The following is an 18618-nucleotide window of genomic DNA, read 5'->3' as shown; positions in this document are numbered from 1 at the left end:
ACCGCATGCCTTCTGCATGCGGCCACCATGTGGAAACGGTTCGCCGATTCAGTCATCGCTGGCAGCGATCACTCATTCGCGAGTGCTGCTTTTATACCAGTGGCCCTACCCCCACGCAAGCTGGAAAGCCAGCAATGACGCGGGTTTCGGGCCATTGGACAGCGCGCGTCAATGCTTGACGCGCGCGCTTCCACTCGGTTTGGCCTTGCTGCGCACCGTGACACGCTGCGCACTCTTGCGCGCCTTCTTCGGTGCCAACGGACGCTCCAGCGCCAGGTCCAGGACCTCTTCGATGTACTTCACCGGGACGATCTTCAGATCGCGGGTGACGTTGGCCGGAATGTCGGCCAGGTCCTTGCGGTTCTCTTCCGGGATGATGACCGTGCGGATGCCGCCACGCAGTGCCGCCAGCAGCTTTTCCTTCAGGCCACCGATGGCGGTGACGCGACCCCGCAGGGTGATCTCGCCGGTCATCGCCACATCGGCACGCACCGGCACCTTGGTCAGCATCGACACCAGCGAGGTGACCATTGCCGCACCGGCGCTCGGGCCGTCCTTCGGGGTGGCGCCATCGGGCACGTGCAGGTGCACGTCGTGCTTCTGCAGGAAGTCGCTGTCGATGCCGAAGCCGACCGCGCGCGAACGCACCACCGACAGCGCCGCTGAAGCCGATTCCTTCATCACGTTGCCGAGCTGGCCGGTCAGGATCAGCTGGCCCTTGCCCGGCACCAGCGTCGATTCGATCTGCAGCAGATCGCCGCCCACCTCGGTCCAGGCCAGGCCGGTGACCAGGCCGATCTCGTTCTCTTCCTCGGCACGGCCGAAGTCGAAGCGACGCACGCCCAGGTACTTGTCCAGGTTCTTGCTGGACACGCTCACCAGCGCCTTCTTCTTCGCGCCCTTCTTCGCCTTGGCCGGCTGCGGGCCGGCCAGCGCGATCTCCTTCACCACCTTGCGGCAGATCTTGGCGATCTCGCGTTCCAGGTTGCGCACGCCCGATTCGCGCGTGTAGTAGCGCACGATGTCCTGGATGGCATCGCTGCCGATCTCCAGCTCTTCCGGCTGCAGGCCGTTGGCCTTGACCTGCTTGGGCACAAGGTAGCGGGTGGCGATGTTGAGCTTCTCATCCTCGGTGTAGCCGGGGATGCGGATCACTTCCATGCGGTCCAGCAGCGGGCCGGGAATGTTGAGCGAGTTCGAGGTGGCCACGAACATCACTTCGGACAGGTCCAGGTCCACTTCCAGGTAATGGTCGTTGAATGCGTTGTTCTGCTCCGGGTCGAGCACTTCCAGCAGCGCCGAAGACGGATCGCCACGGAAGTCCATCGACATCTTGTCGATCTCGTCGAGCACGAACAGCGGGTTCTTGCTGCCGACCTTGTTGAGGTTCTGCACGATGCGGCCCGGCATCGAACCGACGTAGGTACGACGGTGGCCACGGATCTCGGCCTCGTCGCGCACGCCGCCCAGCGACATGCGCACGAACTTGCGGTTGGTGGCCTTGGCGATGGACTGGCCCAGCGAGGTCTTGCCCACGCCCGGCGGCCCGACCAGGCACAGGATCGGTCCCTTCATCTGCTTCACGCGCGACTGTACCGCCAGGTATTCAAGGATGCGTTCCTTGACCTTCTCCAGGCCGTAGTGATCGGCGTCGAGGGTGTCCTGCGCAGCCTTCAGGTCCTTGCGCACCTTGCTGCGCTTCTTCCACGGCACGCCCAGCAGCCACTCCAGGTAGTTGCGCACCACCGCGGCTTCGGCCGACATCGGCGACATCTGCTTGAGCTTGTTCAGTTCGTTGCGCGCCTTGGCTTCAACGGCCTTCGGCATGCCGGCTTCGGCGATCTTGCGGGCCAGTTCTTCCAGCTCCCCCGGTGCGTCGTCCAGGTCACCCAGTTCCTTCTGGATGGCCTTCATCTGTTCGTTGAGGTAGTACTCGCGCTGGCTCTTCTCCATCTGCGACTTCACGCGGCCGCGGATGCGCTTCTCCATCTGCTGCACGTCGATCTCGCCGTCGACCAGGCCGACCAGCATTTCCAGGCGGTCGCCCACGGCCAGCGTTTCCAGCAGGCGCTGCTTGTCGGCGAGGCGCACGCTGATGTGCGCGGCGATGGTGTCGGCCAGGCGCGCCGGCTCATCGATGCCCGACAACGTCTGCAACAGCTCCGGCGGCAGCTTGCGGTTGGTCTTGACGTACTGCTCGAACAGCGACATCAGCGAGCGGGCGATGGCCTCGACCTCGCGCGCTTCGCGCTCGTCAGTGGCGTCGATCTCCACCGCCTGGCCGTGCAGCGAGCCGTTGCGCTCGTCGACGTGGGTGACCTGCACGCGCGACAGTCCTTCGACCAGCACCTTGATGGTGCCGTCGGGCAGCTTCAGCAGCTGCAGCACCTGCGCCAGCGTACCGACCTGGTAGAGGTCGGCCGCATGCGGGTCGTCGGTTTCGGCCGACTTCTGCGCCAGCAGCAGGATGCGCTTGTCCGCCTCCATTGCCTGTTCGAGCGCGTGCATGGACTTGTCACGGCCGACGAACAGCGGGATGACCATGTGCGGGAACACCACTACGTCGCGCAGCGGCAGGACCGGCAGGTCGAGGGTTTCACTTGGGGAACGGGCCATGGGGGCTCCAGGGAAGGGGGAAAACCGCCTCCGGGAGGGCATCTTCCGGAGACAAAAAAAGCCGATGGCCCCGTTATGGGGCCATCGGCTTTCAGATGCAAGGCATTCCTTTAAAATCCTTTCCAATCAACAACCTGGAAGGATCACTCGGCGCCTGCGGCCTTCTGTTCAGGGGCCGCCGGGGTCTGGTAGATCAGGTACGGCTCGGACTTGTGCTCGATCACCGATTCGTCCACGACCACCTTGCTGACGTTCTCCTGCGACGGCAGGTCATACATGGTGTCCAGCAGGACGGATTCGACGATGGTGCGCAGGCCACGGGCGCCGGTCTTGCGCTTGAGCGCCTTCCTGGCGATGGCCGACAAAGCGTCCGGACGGAACTCCAGCTCGACGTTCTCCATCTCGAACAGCTTCTTGAACTGCTTGGTGATGGCGTTCTTCGGCTCGGTCAGGATCTTGATCAGGGCCGGCTCGTCCAGCTCCTCCAGGGTCGCGACCACCGGCAGGCGGCCGACGAACTCGGGAATCAGGCCGAACTTGATCAGGTCTTCCGGCTCGACTTCCGCCAGCACCTTGCCCACTTCCTGCTTGCGCTCGCTGCTCTTCACCTTGGCGCCGAAGCCGATGCTGCCGACGTCGGTGGAACGTGCCTGGATCACCTTGTCCAGCCCAGCAAACGCGCCGCCGCAGATGAACAGGATGTTCTTGGTGTCCACCTGCAGGAATTCCTGCTGCGGGTGCTTGCGGCCGCCCTGCGGCGGAACGCTGGCCACGGTGCCTTCGATCAGCTTCAGCAGGGCCTGCTGCACGCCTTCGCCGGACACGTCGCGGGTGATCGACGGGTTCTCGCTCTTGCGCGAGATCTTGTCGATTTCATCGATGTAGACGATGCCCTGCTGCGCCTTCTCGACGTCGTAGTCGCACTTCTGCAGCAGCTTCTGGATGATGTTCTCCACGTCCTCGCCCACGTAACCGGCTTCGGTCAGCGTGGTGGCGTCGGCCATGGTGAACGGCACGTTGAGCAGGCGGGCCAGGGTCTCGGCCAGCAGCGTCTTGCCCGAACCGGTCGGGCCGACCAGCAGGATGTTCGACTTCGCCAGTTCGACGTCGTCGTTCTTCTGCCGGCTCTCGATGCGCTTGTAGTGGTTGTACACGGCCACGGCCAGGGTGCGCTTGGCACGGTTCTGGCCGATCACGTACTGGTCGAGGACCTCGAGGATCTCGCGCGGCTTGGGCAGCGAACTGCGCGCCGACTGCGCCTTTTCCTCAAGTTCCTCACGGATGATGTCGTTGCACAGCTCCACGCATTCATCACAGATGAACACGCTCGGACCCGCAATCAGCTTGCGCACTTCATGCTGGCTCTTGCCGCAGAAAGAGCAGTAGAGGATCTTGCCGGTGTCCGTGGAACGACCTTGGCGGTCTTCGCTCATGCTTCGCTTACCCAGTTACCCCACCCGCTGAACGGGGGTTCGATTCGAGAATAGCACAGGGCCGAGGGGACACCAGTCCCGCCCGACCCTGCAGGAACGAGGCCTCCATGGCCCCGTGAAGGCCGGTCAACCGGCCTGGATCGACTCATCCGGACGACGCTCCAGGACCTGGTCGACCAGACCGTAGGCCTGCGCCTCGAAGGCGCTCTTGAAGTTGTCGCGCTCGGTGTCGCGGGCGATCGTCTCCAGCGACTGGCCGGTGTGCTTGGCCAGCACCTCGTTCAGGCGCGAACGCAGGGTCAGGATCTCACGCGCGTGGATGTCGATGTCGGTGGCCTGGCCCTGGTAGCCGCCCAGCGGCTGGTGGATCATCACGCGCGAGTTCGGCAGCGCATAGCGCTTGCCGGCTTCGCCCGCGGCCAGCAGCAGGGCACCCATCGAGGCAGCCTGGCCGATGCAGGTGGTGCTCACATTCGGCTTGATGTACTGCATGGTGTCGTAGATCGCCATGCCGGCGGTGACCACGCCACCCGGCGAGTTGATGTAGATGTTGATGTCCTTTTCCGGGTTTTCCGATTCCAGGAACAGCAACTGCGCCACCACCACGTTGGCCATGTGATCGTCGATCGGGCCCACGAGGAAGATCAGGCGCTCCTTCAACAGGCGCGAATAGATGTCGTAGGCACGCTCGCCGCGGCTGGTCTGCTCGACCACCATCGGAACCAGGTTCAGGGCTTTGGTTCGGTTGTCCATTACGTGAGGTACCTATCTTGGGGGGCAACAACCCCGCGCCGGCAAAGGCGCGGGGCATCCGGTGATCCGCCCGGGCTTACTGGCGGATCGCGTCCTGGAACGACAGCTTCTCTTCGGTGTGCTGGGCACGCTCGGCGATCCAGTCGATCACCTGCTCTTCCATCACACGGTTCTGCAGGCCAGACATCAGCTGGGGGTCGTTGCGGTACATCTCAATGACCTGCTCCGGCTCTTCGTAGGTCGAAGCGATCAGACGCATCGTTTCGTTCAGGCGCTTGGCTTCCAGGCGCAGGTCGTTGATGCGGGCCACTTCACCGACCAGCAGGCCGACCAGCACGCGCTTGGCGGCCGCTTCCTTGAAGCCTTCGTGGGCATCGGCCGGGATCTCGCCGACGTTCTGGCCGTTGCGGCGGATCTGCTCGACCTGCTGGGCCAGCATGGCACGGGCTTCGTTCTCGACCAGGCGCGGCGGCATTTCCACCGAGGAATAGGCGGCGATCAGCTGCTCGCCCACTTCGCGGCGCAGGCGGTTCATCAGGGCGCCCTTCAGCTCGCGCTCCAGGTTGGCGCGGATGTCGCTGCGGAACTGCTCCACATCGCCACCCTTCACGCCGAAGCTCTTGATGAAGGCTTCGTCGACCGCCGGCACGACCGGCTCGGACACTTCGGCGACCTTGACGGTGACCTGCACGGTCTTGCCGGCCAGCACCGGCACACGCCAGTCCGCCGGGAACTCGACGTCCAGGGTCTTCTCTTCGCCCTTGGCCAGGCCGACCAGGCCCTTTTCAATGGTCTCGAACATCATGCCCTGTCCGAGCACGATCGAACCCTTCTCGGTGCCTTCGCCCGGCAGGCGCTCTTCACCGGCCTGCGACCAGGTTTCCACCGCGACCAGGTCACCGTCCTGCGCGCCACGGCTGACCGGGGCCCAGGTACGACGCTGGTTCTGCAGGTTCTCGATCATCTGGTCGATGTCGGCGTCGGTGATCTCGGCGGTGTGGCGCACGACAGTCAGCTTGCTGACGTCGATGTCGCCGAAGTCCGGCACCACTTCCACGGTGGCCACGAAGGAGAATTCACCCTCGTCGCCCTTGTCGATGCGCGGGCTGCCGACGATGCGCAGATCGTGCTCGCGCACGGCCGCGTCGAAGGTTTCGCGCAGCAGGCCGTCCAGCGCCTCGCCACGGACCTGCGCGCCGAAGCGCTGCTCGATCACCTTGGCCGGCACCTTGCCCGGACGGAAACCCTTGATGCGGGTGGTACGGGCGATTTCGCCCAGGCGGCCGACGATGTGGCTCTGCAGACGGTCTTCCGGCAGCGAGAAGCTCAGGCGGCGTTCCAGGTTGCCGGTGGATTCGATCGAAGCTTGCATGTTGACTCCTGCCACCGGTGGCGCAGGCCCCCGGCTCGATGATTGGGATGAAACGGTTGTAAGGACACGACGTCTGGGACGCGCCTGCTTGCCGCAGCCCTTTAGTTTCGCCCAATTCGGCCTGCACTGCCAGCGCGTGCCGGTCAAGGGGGTCAGCGGGGCCCGATCAGGGCGGGGGACAGGCCGGCACTGGTGCGAAAGGGGGGACTCGAACCCCCACGCCTTGCGGCACTGGAACCTAAATCCAGGGCGTCTACCAATTCCGCCACTTTCGCGTGGCCGGCACAGGCGTTCATTGTCGCAGGCGCCGGCTGGAATCGGAAGGCCTGCACAAAACTGAACATGACAGGCAGGCACATCGTCCGCGCCAAAGGCCGTCCCGAAAGTCAGGCGACCGTTCGGGACGGCAGCCACTCAGTGTTTCGCCGCGGCAGGGCGCGCAGATGCGTCAGCGCCCTGCCCAGCCGCATCCACCTTGCGGATGTCCACGCCACCATCATCGGTGCGACGCAGGTCCACAGCCTCGCTGGCGGCCCCACCCTCCGCCAGCGATGCCGGCTGCGCGACTCCGGCGATCGGGCGCGCCGGAACGGCCCCGGTGCCCGCATCGCGCTCGACCGTCTTCGCCGGGTCACTGCCAGGTGCGCAGGCCATCAGCGCCAGCAACGCGAAAGGAACCCACGCCATCCGGCACAGTCGGTTGATATCGGTCATCAGCTTCTTCCTTCTTACATGCGCCCTCGGCGCGGAAGATCCATTGGGTGCGATGAAAGAGGCAATGCGGTGAGAAGCAGCGCACAGCATTGAGAACACTGATGACGCACATGCCCCTGGTTTCAGCACCGCTTCAGTAGATCCGCGCCATGCGCCGCTTCAGTAGATCCACGCCATGCGTGGATGAAGCGCAACCCGGCAAACAGGCAAGAAAAAAGCCACTTGGCGAACCAAGTGGCTTTCGTCTGGTGGGCTGTCAAGGATTCGAACCTTGGACCTATTGATTAAGAGTCAACTGCTCTACCAACTGAGCTAACAGCCCGAAATCGGGGCGCGAATTATGACCCGATCCGCTCGGTGGGTGCAAGCACTTTTTTCAACATCGTTGAAACAAGCGCTGCAGTCCCGCTGCCGCTGCAGAACCCCGCCAAGCGGAGCGCTTCAGCGCGTGATCCATCGAAATGACGGGTTCACACTTATAAGAAAAAAGCCACCTGGCGTACCAGGTGGCTTCTGTCTTGGTGGGCCGTCAAGGATTCGAACCTTGGACCTATTGATTAAGAGTCAACTGCTCTACCAACTGAGCTAACGGCCCGTGAAACTCAGACGCACATTGTAGCGTGCATTCTGTTTATTGCAATACCGCTCCGGCTGCGCCGATACGGTTGAAACAGTGGGGTGGCTGAGGGGATTCGAACCCCCGACCACCGGAATCACAATCCGGTACTCTAACCAACTGAGCTACAGCCACCACTGAAACTTCTGCTCCCCTGCCGATGCTGCCAGCAGTGGAACCTGATGCGTTGCGACCGGGTGGGACCAGAAGGCCGTCCCCTGAAGCGAGTCCGGCATTTTCCGGGAGTCGCGAAGGAATTGCAAGCATTTCTTCACATTGATGTGCCGGTCGCCATTCCGCCCCGCGTCGCGCTGCGCACGCGCCCGCCTCAGCGCCGATCCTCATCCAGCAGTGACTTGAACAGATCGGCCGACGGCATCTGCGAAAGCGGGATTTCCGCCATCTTGAACCACTGCGTCGGCGCTTCCGGATGGGGTCCCGACAGCACCACCCTGCCCTTCCCGTGGCGATACGACGCAGCCGCAATGTCGCCATTGGTGTAGCGGGAAATCACCTTGAACCCTTGGTCGCGTGGCGCCTTGGGCAGGTAGGGACCGTCCTGGAAGTACACCGTCTGGCGGCGCCCGTCCCAGACGACGGGAATCACGGCATCGTCTTCATCCTGCACCGGGAATCCCGGCCTGCCGGCCTCGGCGTCCAGGTCCTGCGCCAACAGGCCCAGATGCGATGCACCGGCCAGGTAGGCCCCCATGCACAGGCCGATGTAGGTTCCACCTGCATCGACGAAACGACGGATGACTGCCGCCCCCTCTTCGCCCACCGCCGCCATCGCGGCGTCGATGTCCTGCCCGCCCCCCGGCTGCACATAGGCCCGGTAGCGCGACGTGGCCAGCGAATCGACATCGACGGCCTCGCCCGGGCCGACGAACACCACGTGATAGTCCGGACGCGAACGATGGATGGCCTGTTCGACGGCCTCCGAACACCCTGGGCAACCGGCCTCGCCGCGGTAGACCGCAATCACTGGGGCGTTGGCGGACGCCTGCACGGCAAGCCCCAGGCCCATCGCCAGCAGCAGACAGCGCGATCGCGCAACGGTGTTCATCAAGGGATGGCTCAGCGCAGTCACCCCGGCATGGGGCAGGCCGACTATGCATCGGCCACGACGGACCAGATTGAATGCGCGCCAACACAGCGCAGGACCAGGCAGAGGCCGGTAACAACAGGACCTGCAGGAGATGGGTGAAATGGCGCGCCCGACAGGAATCGAACCTGTAACCGCCGGCTTAGAAGGCCGGTGCTCTATCCAGTTGAGCTACGGGCGCCCGGACCGGAACGGTGTCCAATCCGACGTGATGTGGGATTGGTCGGGGTAGAGGGATTCGAACCCCCGACATCCTGCTCCCAAAGCAGGCGCGCTACCAGACTGCGCTATACCCCGGTCTTGCAATCCCCTCGGGGCCAGGCCCGGGGAGCTGGTCATTGTGGCCAAGCGCATCATGAACTGTCAACGCGGGCGACTCGAACGCGACGCCTGGCACGGCACCACGTGCAGCCATCAGCTATGCTCCCGGTCATCGGCCGGATGGCCGTCCAGCCCCTCATCCGCACGGAGAACACGCATGCGCAGCGGCAACCCGGCTCTTTCCGAGTCGACCTTCCTCGACCTCGCCAGCGGCTCGGTGGTGACCAGCCCCGACCAGGTGATGACTCTCAACGGCACCGCCAACAAGACCGGCATCCTGCTGTTGTTGACCGTGCTGACCGCGGCGTTCGCCTGGAGCCAGGCGGTCGACGAGTACGGCCAGATTTCCGGCAGCGCGAGCCTGTACGCCATCGGTGGCGCGATCGGCGGCCTGGTGCTGGCGTTGATCACCATCTTCAAGAAGGAATGGTCGCCGGTCACCGCGCCGATGTACGCGCTGGTCGAAGGCCTGTTCCTGGGCGCCGTGTCGGCGCTGTTCAACATGAAGTACCCGGGTATCGTGTTCCAGGCCGTACTGCTGACCTTCGGCACCCTGGCCGCCCTCCTGGTCGCATACCGCAGCGGCGTGATCAAGGCCACCGAGAACTTCAAGATGGGCGTGGTCGCCGCCACCGGCGGCATTGCCTTGCTCTACCTGGCATCGTTCGTGCTGGGCTTTTTCAACATCAACGTGCCGGTGATCCATGACTCCAGCTGGCTGGGCATCGCTTTCAGCCTGTTCGTGGTGGTCGTGGCTGCATTGAACCTTGTACTGGACTTCGACTTCATCGAGACCGGCGTGGCCCAGCGCGCGCCGAAGTACATGGAGTGGTATGGCGCATTCGGCCTGATGGTGACCCTGGTCTGGCTGTATGTGGAATTCCTGCGCCTGCTGTCGAAGATCCAGCAGCGCTGAATCGGAACATGCCATAGACGACAAAGGGCGCCTCTCGTGGCGCCCTTTTTCGTTCCTCCCTCAGCGCGCCAGCAGCGTCGGCAGCGACGAGGCCAGCAACGCAATGCCTGATGCGGTCAGCAGGCCCAGTACGACCTGCCTGAAGCGCAGCTCGCTGATGCCGATGTAGACGCGCGCGCCCAGCAGGGTCGGCACCAGCATGGCTGGCGCCACGATGGCGAAGTACGGGAGCATCTGCCGGCTCACCAGGCCACTGCCGACATAGGTGGCCATGGTCACCGCCAGCATGGCCAGATTGAAGTTCTGGATGACCGCGCGCTGCTCGTCCTTGCCGAAGCCGCGCAGCGTGCTCCACAACGTCGGCACCGGGCCGGCGAAGCCGCCGATGCCGCTGAGCACGCCACCGGCCATGCCAGCAATCGCATCACCGATACGGCCGCCGACGCGGACCGCAGGCAACGAGCGCGCCATCAGCATCACCGGGCACCACAACGCCAGGAAGCCGCCCAAAAGCGCCTTGAACCAGTCCATGTCCAGCTGCGGCAGCACCATCACGCCCAGCGGAATGCCGGCCAACCCGCCCAGCACGAACGGCAGCAGCAGGCGCAGGTTGAATCCGCGGCGCACGGTGAACACCGCGACCAGCTGGCCGACCAGCGCGCCGAACACCGACAGCGTGGCCGCCAGTCGCGGCTCCAGCCCCCATGCCCAGAACGACATCGCCACCATGCCAAAGGCGAAGCCGGACAGGCCCTGCACGAATCCGGCGACGATCGCGCCCAGTGCGACCAGCAGATACACCGACTCCATCACCACCTCGGCTGCAACCGCGCGACTACCCTGCCGCGCCCATCTGTGCAGCGTAGTGCGCCGCAAGGTGCTCGACCAGCGCGCGCACTTTCGGCGCCAGCGCACGTGCATGCGGATACAGCGCGAAGTAGTGCCGCTGTCCGGCGTGCCAGGCCGGCAGCACACGGATCAAACGACCGGCGCGTAGGTCTTCCTGCACGGTCAGTGCGGTGAACAGGCTGATGCCCATTCCCGCAAGCGCGGCGGCATACAGTGCCGGCGTGGCATCCACGCGCAGGCGCTGGCCAGCCTCGATGTTCATGCTGGCACCACGCGGCCCCTGCAGCTGCCAGGGCGGCATTGACGGCGTGGGACTGAAGCCCAGCAGCGTGTGCTGCGCGAGATCCGATGCCTGACGCGGCAGGCCATGACGCGCCAGGTAGGCTGGCGCGGCCACCAGGATGCGCGAGCAGCTGGCCAGTTCACGTGCGACCAGCTGGCTGTCCGGCAACGCATGCGCGATGCGCAGGGCCAGGTCAAACCCACCACCGACGACATCGACCAGCTGATCATCGGCCGACAGATCCAGCGAAACCTGCGGGTAACGCTGCAGGAACGACGGCAACCAATGCGGCAACTCCTGGCTGGCCACGACCTGCGGCACGCTGATGCGTACGCTGCCACTGGGTTGCGCCTGCCCGGCGCGGGCACGGTCGTCCGCCTCCTGCAGGCGGTCCAGCAGCGTTGCCGCCTCGCGGTAGTAGCCGCGCCCGGCCTCGGTCAATGACAGCCGGCGGCTGTTGCGATCGAGCAAGCGAACCTGCAGATGCTCTTCCAGCTGGCGCAGTTGCCGTGACATCGCCGAGTGGGTGGTCCCCAGGCGTTCAGCGGCCGCGGTGAAACTGCCCGCGTCAACGATGGCGCGCAGCGCACGCAGGGCGGCAAAGTGATCCATCGGCGGGCAGCTCCATGTGGCGGGGCCCACGGCATGCGGGCCCCGCCAGCTTATCAAGCGCCGTCGCCGGCCTTGCGCACCGGCAACGCCAGGATCGCGTCGGTACTCATGACATCACCGAAGGCGTCTTCGATCTGCGCCAGCGAGGCATCGTGCAGCGCGCGATGATCGATGCGCTGGCCACCGGCCAGGTCCAGGTCACGACTGGCGCTGGCATCGGACGACACGATCACCCGGTAACCACGGGGTGCGGCCGCCGCGTCGCGCGCGGCACCGGCCACACAGGCATGGGTCTGCAGGCCGGTGACGATCAGGGTGTCGATGCCGGCATCCTTCAGCACCGTGTCGAGCACCGCGGCCGAGTTGCCAGCGAACACACTGACGTTGTCCTTCTGCACGACCGTCTCGCCCTTGCGCGGCTGCAGGTCGCGATGGAAGTCGGCATTGACGCTGCCCTGCGCGAACAGCGGTGCACCGGCCGGCAACACGTGCTGCACGTGGATCACGCGGATGCCGTGGGCATCGGCGAACGCGACCACCCGCTTGGCCTGGCGCAGTGCGGCCACGCCATCGGGAATGACCATGCGGCCACCGGCAAAGCCCGGCGCGGCCTTGGCATCGAAGTACTCGTTCTGGAAGTCGATCACCAGCACGGCGGTCCTCGCTGCATCCAGCGAGGTCGCGACCGGCGCGCCCGCCATATAGCGGATGGTGGGATGGGCCGACTCGGCGGCAACAACCGGAATGGTGGCGGCCATGCCGATCAGGCTGGCCAGGCCGAAGGCGGTGAGATTCATGGAGCGACTCCTGTGCAGTGGAAAGTGGGCACAGGATGCAGAGCGGATGGCGCACGAACCAGCCGTGCAACAGCACATGATCTGTGCGAAATACGCACAGACAACCCCTGTAGACCCCCCCATGGGTGGCTGCGGACCAAAGCCCCGCCATCCACGCATGGCGTGGATCTACGAGTCAGCCCACAACGCAACGGGGCGCCCGAAGGCGCCCCGCTGTGGATTCAACCGAGGTCGCCCGGCCGCTTACAGGCGGCTGGCGATGGCCTGGGCAAAGCTCATGGTGGTGCCGGTACCGCCCAGGTCGCCGGTCAGCGAATCCTTGGCTTCCATGGTGGCCACGATGGCCTTGCGCAGGCGCTCGGCGTTTTCCGGCTGGCCGATATGGTCCAGCATCTGCGCGGCTGCCAGCAGCAGCGCGCACGGGTTGGCCTTGCCCTGGCCGGCGATGTCCGGCGCGGTGCCGTGCACGGCTTCGAAGATCGCGGCGTCCTTGCCGATGTTGGCACCCGGGGCCAGGCCCAGGCCACCCACCAGGCCGGCGCACAGGTCGGAGATGATGTCGCCGAACAGGTTGGTGGTGACAATCACGTCGAACTGTTCCGGACGCATCACCAGCTGCATGCAGCAGTTGTCGACGATCATTTCCTGGAACTCGATGTCCGGGTACTGCGCGGCCACTTCACGGGCGACGTTCAGGAACAGGCCCGAGGTCGACTTGATGATGTTGGCCTTGTGCACAGCGGTGACCTTCTTGCGGCCGGTGCTCTTGGCCAGCTCGAAGGCGTAGCGCACGATGCGCTCGGAGCCCTTGCGGGTGATGCGGGTGCCGGAGAAGGCGGTCTCGCCGTCGGCCGACACTTCCTGGCCTTCGGCCAGGTAGGCACCCTCGGTGTTCTCACGAACGGTGATCAGGTCGACGTTGTCGAAACGCGACTTGGTGTTCGGGAAGGTGTGGGCCGGACGCACGTTGGCGTACAGGTCGAAATGGCGGCGCAGGCTGACGTTGATCGAGGTGAAGCCACCACCGACCGGGGTGGTCAGCGGGCTCTTCAGCGCGACCTTGTTGCGCGCGATCGATTCCAGGGTCACCGCCGGCATCAGGTCGCCGTGCTTTTCCAGGGCCACCAGGCCGGCGTCGGCGTCTTCGTACTCCAGCCCAGTCTTGAGCTGGTCGAGCACGAACAGGGTGGCGTCCATGATTTCCGGGCCAATGCCGTCGCCGCGGATGACCGTAATTTTCTGCGTCATTGATCGATGTTCCGAACAGGGGGAAAAACGCCGTCCGGACGTGCCCGGAAACGCCGGCGCAAAGGAAGTTTCACCGGCAATTATGCCTGAGACGGGGCCGAGGTCCCAAATAGACCATGGTCCCAGTGCCCGGCTCAGGCAGTGTGCCCGCGCGCGTTGGCGGCTGGATCGCGGAAAAGCACGGTAGTGCCGGCCGCTGGCCGGCAACCTCGGCCAGGTCGAGTTCAGGCGATGCCGGCCAGCGGCCGGCACTACCCTCAGTGCTCGTGCGCTGCCGGAGCGCTGGCGCCGCCTTCGAGCTGGTCGAGGAAGTCGACCGCGCGGCGCAGGTGCGGGATCACGATGGAACCGCCGACCACCAGGCCGACCGAGAAGGTCTCGAAGAACTCTTCACGGGTCACGCCGGCGTCCTTGCACTGGGCCACGTGGTAGCTGATGCAGTCGTCGCAGCGCAGCACCATCGAGGCCACCAGGCCCAGCAGTTCCTTGGTCTTCACGTCCAGCGCGCCGGCCTGGTAGGTCTGCGTGTCCAGTGCGAAGAAGCGCCGCACCACCTGGTTCGGTTCGCCCAGGATGCGTTCGTTCATGCGCTTGCGGAACTCGGTGAATTCGGCGATGCGGTCCTTGCTGCCGTCGTCGGCCGCGCTCATGCCTGGCCCTGCCCGGCCAGCAGCGGCTCGAGCTTGCCTTCACGGTGCAGGGCCATCATGTCGTCGTAGCCGCCCACGTGGACGTCGCCGACGAAGATCTGCGGCACGCTGGTGCGGCGGGTCAGTGCCATCATCTTCTCGCGCTCGGCCGGGTCCAGGTCGATGCGGACCTCGGTCCACTGCTGGCCCTTGCTCTTCAGGAAGTTCTTGGCGGCCACGCAATACGGGCAGACGGCGGTGGAATAGATGGTGATGGCGGGGGCGCCGCCGGCGGTCTGGGCTGTCACGGGAAACTCCACGATGGATCGACGGTCTACATATGGTACCGGTGCGCTGGAAATTCCACGCCACCGCCGCAACACTGTGGGTTAACGAATGGTTGCCCCCTGCCCTGCCACGCTTGGCGCGCCCTGCCCGAGGACCTTCCGCTTGCGAGCCCTGCTGCTGACTACCGCCGTTACCCTGGCCCTGGCCATGCCGCTGGCCCAGGCCCAGGCCCAGGCCCAGGAGAAGCTGCCCGACATCGGCTCCTCGGCCGGCGAGCTGCTGACCCCGGCGCGCCAGGCCGAGTACGGCGCGATGATGCTGCGCGAGCTGCGCAACTATGGCTACCTGCTGGATGACCCGCTGGTCAACGACTGGCTGCAGACCATGGGCACCCGGCTTGGCTCCAACAGCGACCAGCCGCGCCAGCCCTACACGTTCTTCGTGATGAAGGACCGCCAGATCAACGCCTTCGCCACGCTGGGCGGCTATATCGGGGTCAATGCCGGCCTGGTGCTGACCGCCGAGCGCGAGGACGAGGTGGCTGCAGTGCTGTCGCACGAAATCGCCCACGTCACCCAGCAGCACGTGCTGCGCGGGGTCGAACGCGCCCAGCGCGACCAGATACCGATCCTGCTCGGCATGCTGGCGGCGGTGGTGGCCGCGCAGGCCAGCAACAGCACCTCCTCCGGCAACGCGACGATGGCCGCGATCAGCTCCGGCATGGGCCTGATGCAGCAGCGGCAGATCAACTACACCCGCTCCAACGAATCGGAGGCCGACCGCCTCGGCATCCGCACCCTGTCGCGCAGCGGCTACGACGTGGATGCCATGGCCGGCTTCTTCGAGCGCATGTCGGCGGCGATGCGCGGCAACGAGGGCGGCTACAGCGTGCCCGAGTTCCTGCGCACCCATCCGGTCAACATCACCCGCATCAGCGAGGCCAAGGCCCGCGCCGAGCAGATGAAGAAGGACACGGTGCTGCTGACCACCAGCACCCCCAGCGGCGAGCGCAAGGAGCGGGTGAATCCAGCCGATCCGGGCCTGGCCGAGCCGCTGCTGCGCGGAAACAACCCGTTGCTTCCCAGCAGCGTGCTGCGCGTTCCGGTCGGCCAGCTGGCCCGTGGCGCCAGTGGCGACTTCGAGTGGGCGCGCGAGCGCCTGCGCGTGCTGAGCGCCGATTCCACCGCCGAGCTGGAGCGCGAATACGCGGACATGGCCAAGCGGCAGAAGGACGGTCTCAACGACGCCCAGCGCTATGGCCAGGCGCTGGCGGTCATGCGCGGCGGCCGCAGCGGTGCCACGCAGGCCCGGCAGACCCTGGCCAGCCTGCTACAGACCCGCCCGGACAACCTGTGGCTGGCACTGGGCCTGGGCGAGGCCGAATCGCGTGCCGGACTGGGCGCGCAGGCCAACACCCGTTTCGAGCAGCTGCTGCGCGAGCACCCCAACAGCCGGCCCGTGGCCCTGACCTACGCCGAGATCCTGAACGAACAGGGCACCCGCGAGGCGGGCCAGCGCGCGCAGGCCATGCTGCGGCCCCTGCTGTCGCAAAGTGGTAACGATCCGGTCTTCCAGCAGCGATACGCCCGCGCCAGCGAGCTGGCCGGTGACAGCGTGCGCGCCAGCGAGGCCTATGCCGAGGCCGCCTTCCTCAGCGGCCGCCCGGAGCAATCGCTGATGCAGCTGCAGGCCCTCAAGCGCAACCCGGCGCTGGACTACGTGGGTCGGGCGCGGGTGGATGCGCGCATCGAGGCGATCACCCCCACCGTGCTGGAGCTGCGCCGCCAGGGCGTGCAGGACCCGGACCTGGACCGCCGCTGAGTGCTGCGTGACCGGTCGATGGCAATCCCGACCGGTTCCGGCCAGGTAGTCACAAACATGTCATCAAACCGTAGTCTACTGGCACCACTCCAGTAACCGAGCCCTACGGTGTCCTCGTGCAGAAACGCATCCTGATCGTCGATGACGAGCCCGCGATCCGTGAAATGGTCGCCTTCGCCCTGCGCAAGGGCGATTACGAACCGGTCCACGCCGGCGATGCCCGTGAGGCCCAGACCGCCATCGCCGATCGCGTCCCCGACCTGATCCTGCTGGACTGGATGCTGCCCGGCACCAGCGGCCTGGACCTGGCCCGCCGCTGGCGCAAGGAAACGCTGACCCGCGAAGTGCCGATCATCATGCTGACCGCCCGCGGTGAAGAGAACGACCGCGTAGGTGGCCTTGAAGCCGGCGTCGACGACTATGTGGTCAAGCCGTTCTCGGCGCGCGAACTGCTGGCCCGCATCCGGGCGGTCATGCGCCGCGCCCGCGAAGACGACGAGGACGGCAGCGTGGCCGTCGGCCCGATCCGCATCGACGGCGCCGCCCATCGCGTGTTCGCCAACGACCAGCCGGTGCCGATCGGCCCGACCGAGTACCGCCTGCTGCACTTCTTCATGACCCACCCCGAGCGCGTCTACACCCGCGCCCAGCTGCTGGACCATGTGTGGGGCGGCAGCGTGTACGTGGAGGAGCGCACCATCGACGTGCACATCCGCCGCCTGCGCAAGACGCTGGAACCGTTCAACGCCGAGAACATGGTGCAGACCGTGCGCGGCGCCGGCTACCGCTTCTCCACCGCGACCTGAGTCTCGTCGTGCCGACGCCGCGCACCCGCGGGTGCCGGCGCCGGCAACTCTGCTATAACCCTCGGTTCACCCCAGTGAACCGCCGCACTTCAACGACGAGATCGCAATGCCCCGCCACATCCGCTCTGCCTGGTTGAAGACCCTGGCCACCGTTGCCGCGGTACTGCTGTTCTCCGGACTGGTGGGGTGGTTCACGGGTCACCTGTGGCTGTGCATCGCACTGGGCGCGCTGGCCACCCTGGCCTGGCATTACTGGCGGCTGCGCAGCGTGCTGCGCCGGCTGACCGCGCGCCAGCGCTGGGACACCGCCGAGGAAGGCACCGGCGTCTGGAACGAGCTGGACCGCCTGCTGTACCGCAACCAGGTGGAAATGCGCGTTCGCAAGCGCCGCCTGCTCGACATGCTGCGCAGCTACCGCGCCGCGGCCGCCGCGCTGCCCGATGCCGTGGTGGTGCTGGACCGCAACAGCCAGCGCGTGCAGTGGTTCAACGAAGCGGCCACCGCCCTGCTTGGCCTGCATCATCCGGGCGACCTCGGCGAGGCGCTGGTCGAACGCCTGCAGCCGATGCCGCTGGCGCACTGGTTGGCCGGCGGCCGCAACGCCGAGCCGATCCTGGACGTGCCCTCACCGGTCGATCCTGCGATCCGCCTGAACCTGCGACTGATTCCGTATTCTTCGGACTACTGGCTGCTGATCGCCCGCGACGTCAGCAAGCTGCTGCGCCTGGAACAGGTGCGCCGCGACTTCGTCGCCAACGTTTCACACGAACTGCGCACGCCGCTCACCGTGGTCCACGGTTACCTGGACATGATGGACCCGGAGGATTTCCCGGGCACCGGTCCGATGCTGGAAGAAATGCGCAAGCAGAGCCAGCGCATGGCCCAGCTGGTGGAAGACCTGCTGACCCTGTCGCGGCTGGAATCGCAGGAGCACAGCGAGGAAGAGACCGTCGCCATGCAGCCGATGCTGGCCACACTACGCCGCGAGGCCGAAGCGCACAGCCAGGGCCGCCACCAGATCAGCATCGACGATCTGGCCGGCGTCGACCTGCAGGGTTCCACCAAGGAGCTGCATAGCGCCTTCTCCAACCTGGTCACCAATGCGGTGCGCTATACGCCGGCCGGTGGCCGCATCGCCGTGGAGTTCCGCCGCGAAGGCGAGGGCGCGGTGCTGGCAGTGCGCGATTCCGGTTACGGCATCCCGGCTTCCCACCTGCCACGCCTGACCGAACGTTTCTACCGTGTCTCCAGCAGCCGCTCCCGCGAAAGCGGCGGTACCGGCCTGGGCCTGTCCATCGTCAAGCACATCCTCGGCCTGCACCACGCGCGGCTGGAGATTGAAAGCGAGGTCGGCAAGGGCTCGGTGTTTTCCTGCCATTTCGATGCCGACCACGTGCGCCCGCGCGAGTCCGCCCCCCTGACTTCCATCGAAGAATGAC

16 protein-coding genes and 6 tRNA genes are annotated in these 18618 nt (G+C 65.8%); 4 read left to right on the top strand and 18 right to left on the bottom strand.

All coding sequences use genetic code 11. The features are described 5' to 3' along the window. Nucleotides 1-168: 168 nt before the first annotated feature. The 12 genes from lon to AC5P68_RS13010 form a co-directional block, all read right to left on the bottom strand. Complete coding sequence (lon, locus tag AC5P68_RS13065; protein WP_033835467.1) at nucleotides 169-2616, bottom strand: endopeptidase La; 2448 nt, start codon at nucleotides 2614-2616, stop codon at nucleotides 169-171. Between the two features lie 143 nt (nucleotides 2617-2759). After that, entirely contained in the window at nucleotides 2760-4049 is a 1290-nt protein-coding gene (gene clpX, locus AC5P68_RS13060; RefSeq protein WP_004154600.1) for an ATP-dependent Clp protease ATP-binding subunit ClpX, read from the bottom strand. Nucleotides 4050-4175: 126 nt separating this feature from the next. Next, nucleotides 4176-4802 (bottom strand): ATP-dependent Clp endopeptidase proteolytic subunit ClpP, encoded by a 627-nt coding sequence (clpP, locus tag AC5P68_RS13055; RefSeq protein ID WP_004146318.1) that lies wholly within the window; start codon nucleotides 4800-4802, stop codon nucleotides 4176-4178. Nucleotides 4803-4878: 76 nt separating this feature from the next. Further along, the gene (gene tig / locus AC5P68_RS13050; RefSeq protein WP_414498006.1) at nucleotides 4879-6174 is read right to left on the bottom strand and encodes a trigger factor; all 1296 of its coding nucleotides are present in this window, start codon (nucleotides 6172-6174) and stop codon (nucleotides 4879-4881) included. Nucleotides 6175-6364: 190 nt separating this feature from the next. Next, nucleotides 6365-6449: transfer RNA gene (locus tag AC5P68_RS13045), tRNA-Leu, on the bottom strand. Between the two features lie 139 nt (nucleotides 6450-6588). Next, nucleotides 6589-6888, bottom strand: a complete 300-nt coding sequence (locus AC5P68_RS13040; protein ID WP_049403864.1) for a hypothetical protein — start codon at nucleotides 6886-6888, stop codon at nucleotides 6589-6591. Nucleotides 6889-7134: 246 nt separating this feature from the next. Further along, nucleotides 7135-7210, bottom strand: a tRNA-Lys gene (locus AC5P68_RS13035). Nucleotides 7211-7407: 197 nt separating this feature from the next. Continuing rightward, nucleotides 7408-7483, bottom strand: a tRNA-Lys gene (locus tag AC5P68_RS13030). Between the two features lie 79 nt (nucleotides 7484-7562). After that, nucleotides 7563-7639 (bottom strand) — tRNA-His (locus tag AC5P68_RS13025). Between the two features lie 193 nt (nucleotides 7640-7832). Beyond that, a complete protein-coding gene (locus tag AC5P68_RS13020) occupies nucleotides 7833-8570 on the bottom strand; it encodes a BPL-N domain-containing protein (RefSeq protein WP_005408266.1) in 738 nt (245 codons plus the stop codon). 143 nt (nucleotides 8571-8713) lie between these two features. After that, nucleotides 8714-8790, bottom strand: a tRNA-Arg gene (locus AC5P68_RS13015). Nucleotides 8791-8829: 39 nt separating this feature from the next. Continuing rightward, nucleotides 8830-8906: transfer RNA gene (locus AC5P68_RS13010), tRNA-Pro, on the bottom strand. A gap of 181 nt (nucleotides 8907-9087) precedes the next feature. Between AC5P68_RS13010 and AC5P68_RS13005 the strand changes: the two genes are divergently transcribed. Continuing rightward, nucleotides 9088-9846 carry a Bax inhibitor-1/YccA family protein gene (locus AC5P68_RS13005; RefSeq protein ID WP_005408265.1) on the top strand — a complete coding sequence of 253 codons (759 nt, stop codon included), beginning with the start codon at nucleotides 9088-9090 and terminating at the stop codon, nucleotides 9844-9846. A gap of 60 nt (nucleotides 9847-9906) precedes the next feature. Here the strand turns inward: AC5P68_RS13005 and AC5P68_RS13000 are convergent, their stop codons facing one another. The 6 genes from AC5P68_RS13000 to grxC form a co-directional block, all read right to left on the bottom strand. Further along, the gene (locus AC5P68_RS13000) at nucleotides 9907-10656 is read right to left on the bottom strand and encodes a sulfite exporter TauE/SafE family protein (RefSeq protein WP_407626198.1); all 750 of its coding nucleotides are present in this window, start codon (nucleotides 10654-10656) and stop codon (nucleotides 9907-9909) included. Between the two features lie 25 nt (nucleotides 10657-10681). Then, entirely contained in the window at nucleotides 10682-11590 is a 909-nt protein-coding gene (locus AC5P68_RS12995; protein WP_414498005.1) for a LysR family transcriptional regulator, read from the bottom strand. Between the two features lie 53 nt (nucleotides 11591-11643). Next, complete coding sequence (locus AC5P68_RS12990; protein ID WP_414498004.1) at nucleotides 11644-12387, bottom strand: cysteine hydrolase family protein; 744 nt, start codon at nucleotides 12385-12387, stop codon at nucleotides 11644-11646. Nucleotides 12388-12630: 243 nt separating this feature from the next. Beyond that, a complete protein-coding gene (locus tag AC5P68_RS12985) occupies nucleotides 12631-13635 on the bottom strand; it encodes an isocitrate dehydrogenase (protein WP_033835461.1) in 1005 nt (334 codons plus the stop codon). A 257-nt stretch (nucleotides 13636-13892) separates the two neighbouring features. After that, nucleotides 13893-14285: a carboxymuconolactone decarboxylase family protein gene (locus tag AC5P68_RS12980; protein WP_049433210.1), complete on the bottom strand. Its 393-nt coding sequence runs from the start codon at nucleotides 14283-14285 to the stop codon at nucleotides 13893-13895. After that, the gene (grxC, locus tag AC5P68_RS12975) at nucleotides 14282-14572 is read right to left on the bottom strand and encodes a glutaredoxin 3 (RefSeq protein ID WP_004154541.1); all 291 of its coding nucleotides are present in this window, start codon (nucleotides 14570-14572) and stop codon (nucleotides 14282-14284) included. The genes AC5P68_RS12980 and grxC overlap by 4 nt, the downstream gene beginning before the upstream one ends. Nucleotides 14573-14714: 142 nt before the next feature. On the opposite strand from grxC, the gene AC5P68_RS12970 reads away from it, so the two are divergent. The 3 genes from AC5P68_RS12970 (at nucleotide 14715) to phoR (ending at nucleotide 18617) form a co-directional block, all read left to right on the top strand. Then, nucleotides 14715-16373, top strand: a complete 1659-nt coding sequence (locus AC5P68_RS12970; protein WP_033835460.1) for a M48 family metalloprotease — start codon at nucleotides 14715-14717, stop codon at nucleotides 16371-16373. Between the two features lie 116 nt (nucleotides 16374-16489). Next, nucleotides 16490-17179, top strand: coding sequence for a phosphate regulon transcriptional regulator PhoB (gene phoB, locus AC5P68_RS12965; RefSeq protein ID WP_005408258.1), 690 nt, complete (start codon nucleotides 16490-16492; stop codon nucleotides 17177-17179). Nucleotides 17180-17285: 106 nt separating this feature from the next. Beyond that, nucleotides 17286-18617 carry a phosphate regulon sensor histidine kinase PhoR gene (gene phoR, locus AC5P68_RS12960; protein WP_005408257.1) on the top strand — a complete coding sequence of 444 codons (1332 nt, stop codon included), beginning with the start codon at nucleotides 17286-17288 and terminating at the stop codon, nucleotides 18615-18617. The last annotated feature ends 1 nt before the right edge of the window (nucleotide 18618 follow it).

The organism is Stenotrophomonas sp. YJH_SMC_58 (assembly GCF_059369635.1).
The sequence above is the reverse complement of the archived record's forward strand: the minus strand, read 5'-3'. Positions and strand labels throughout refer to the sequence as shown.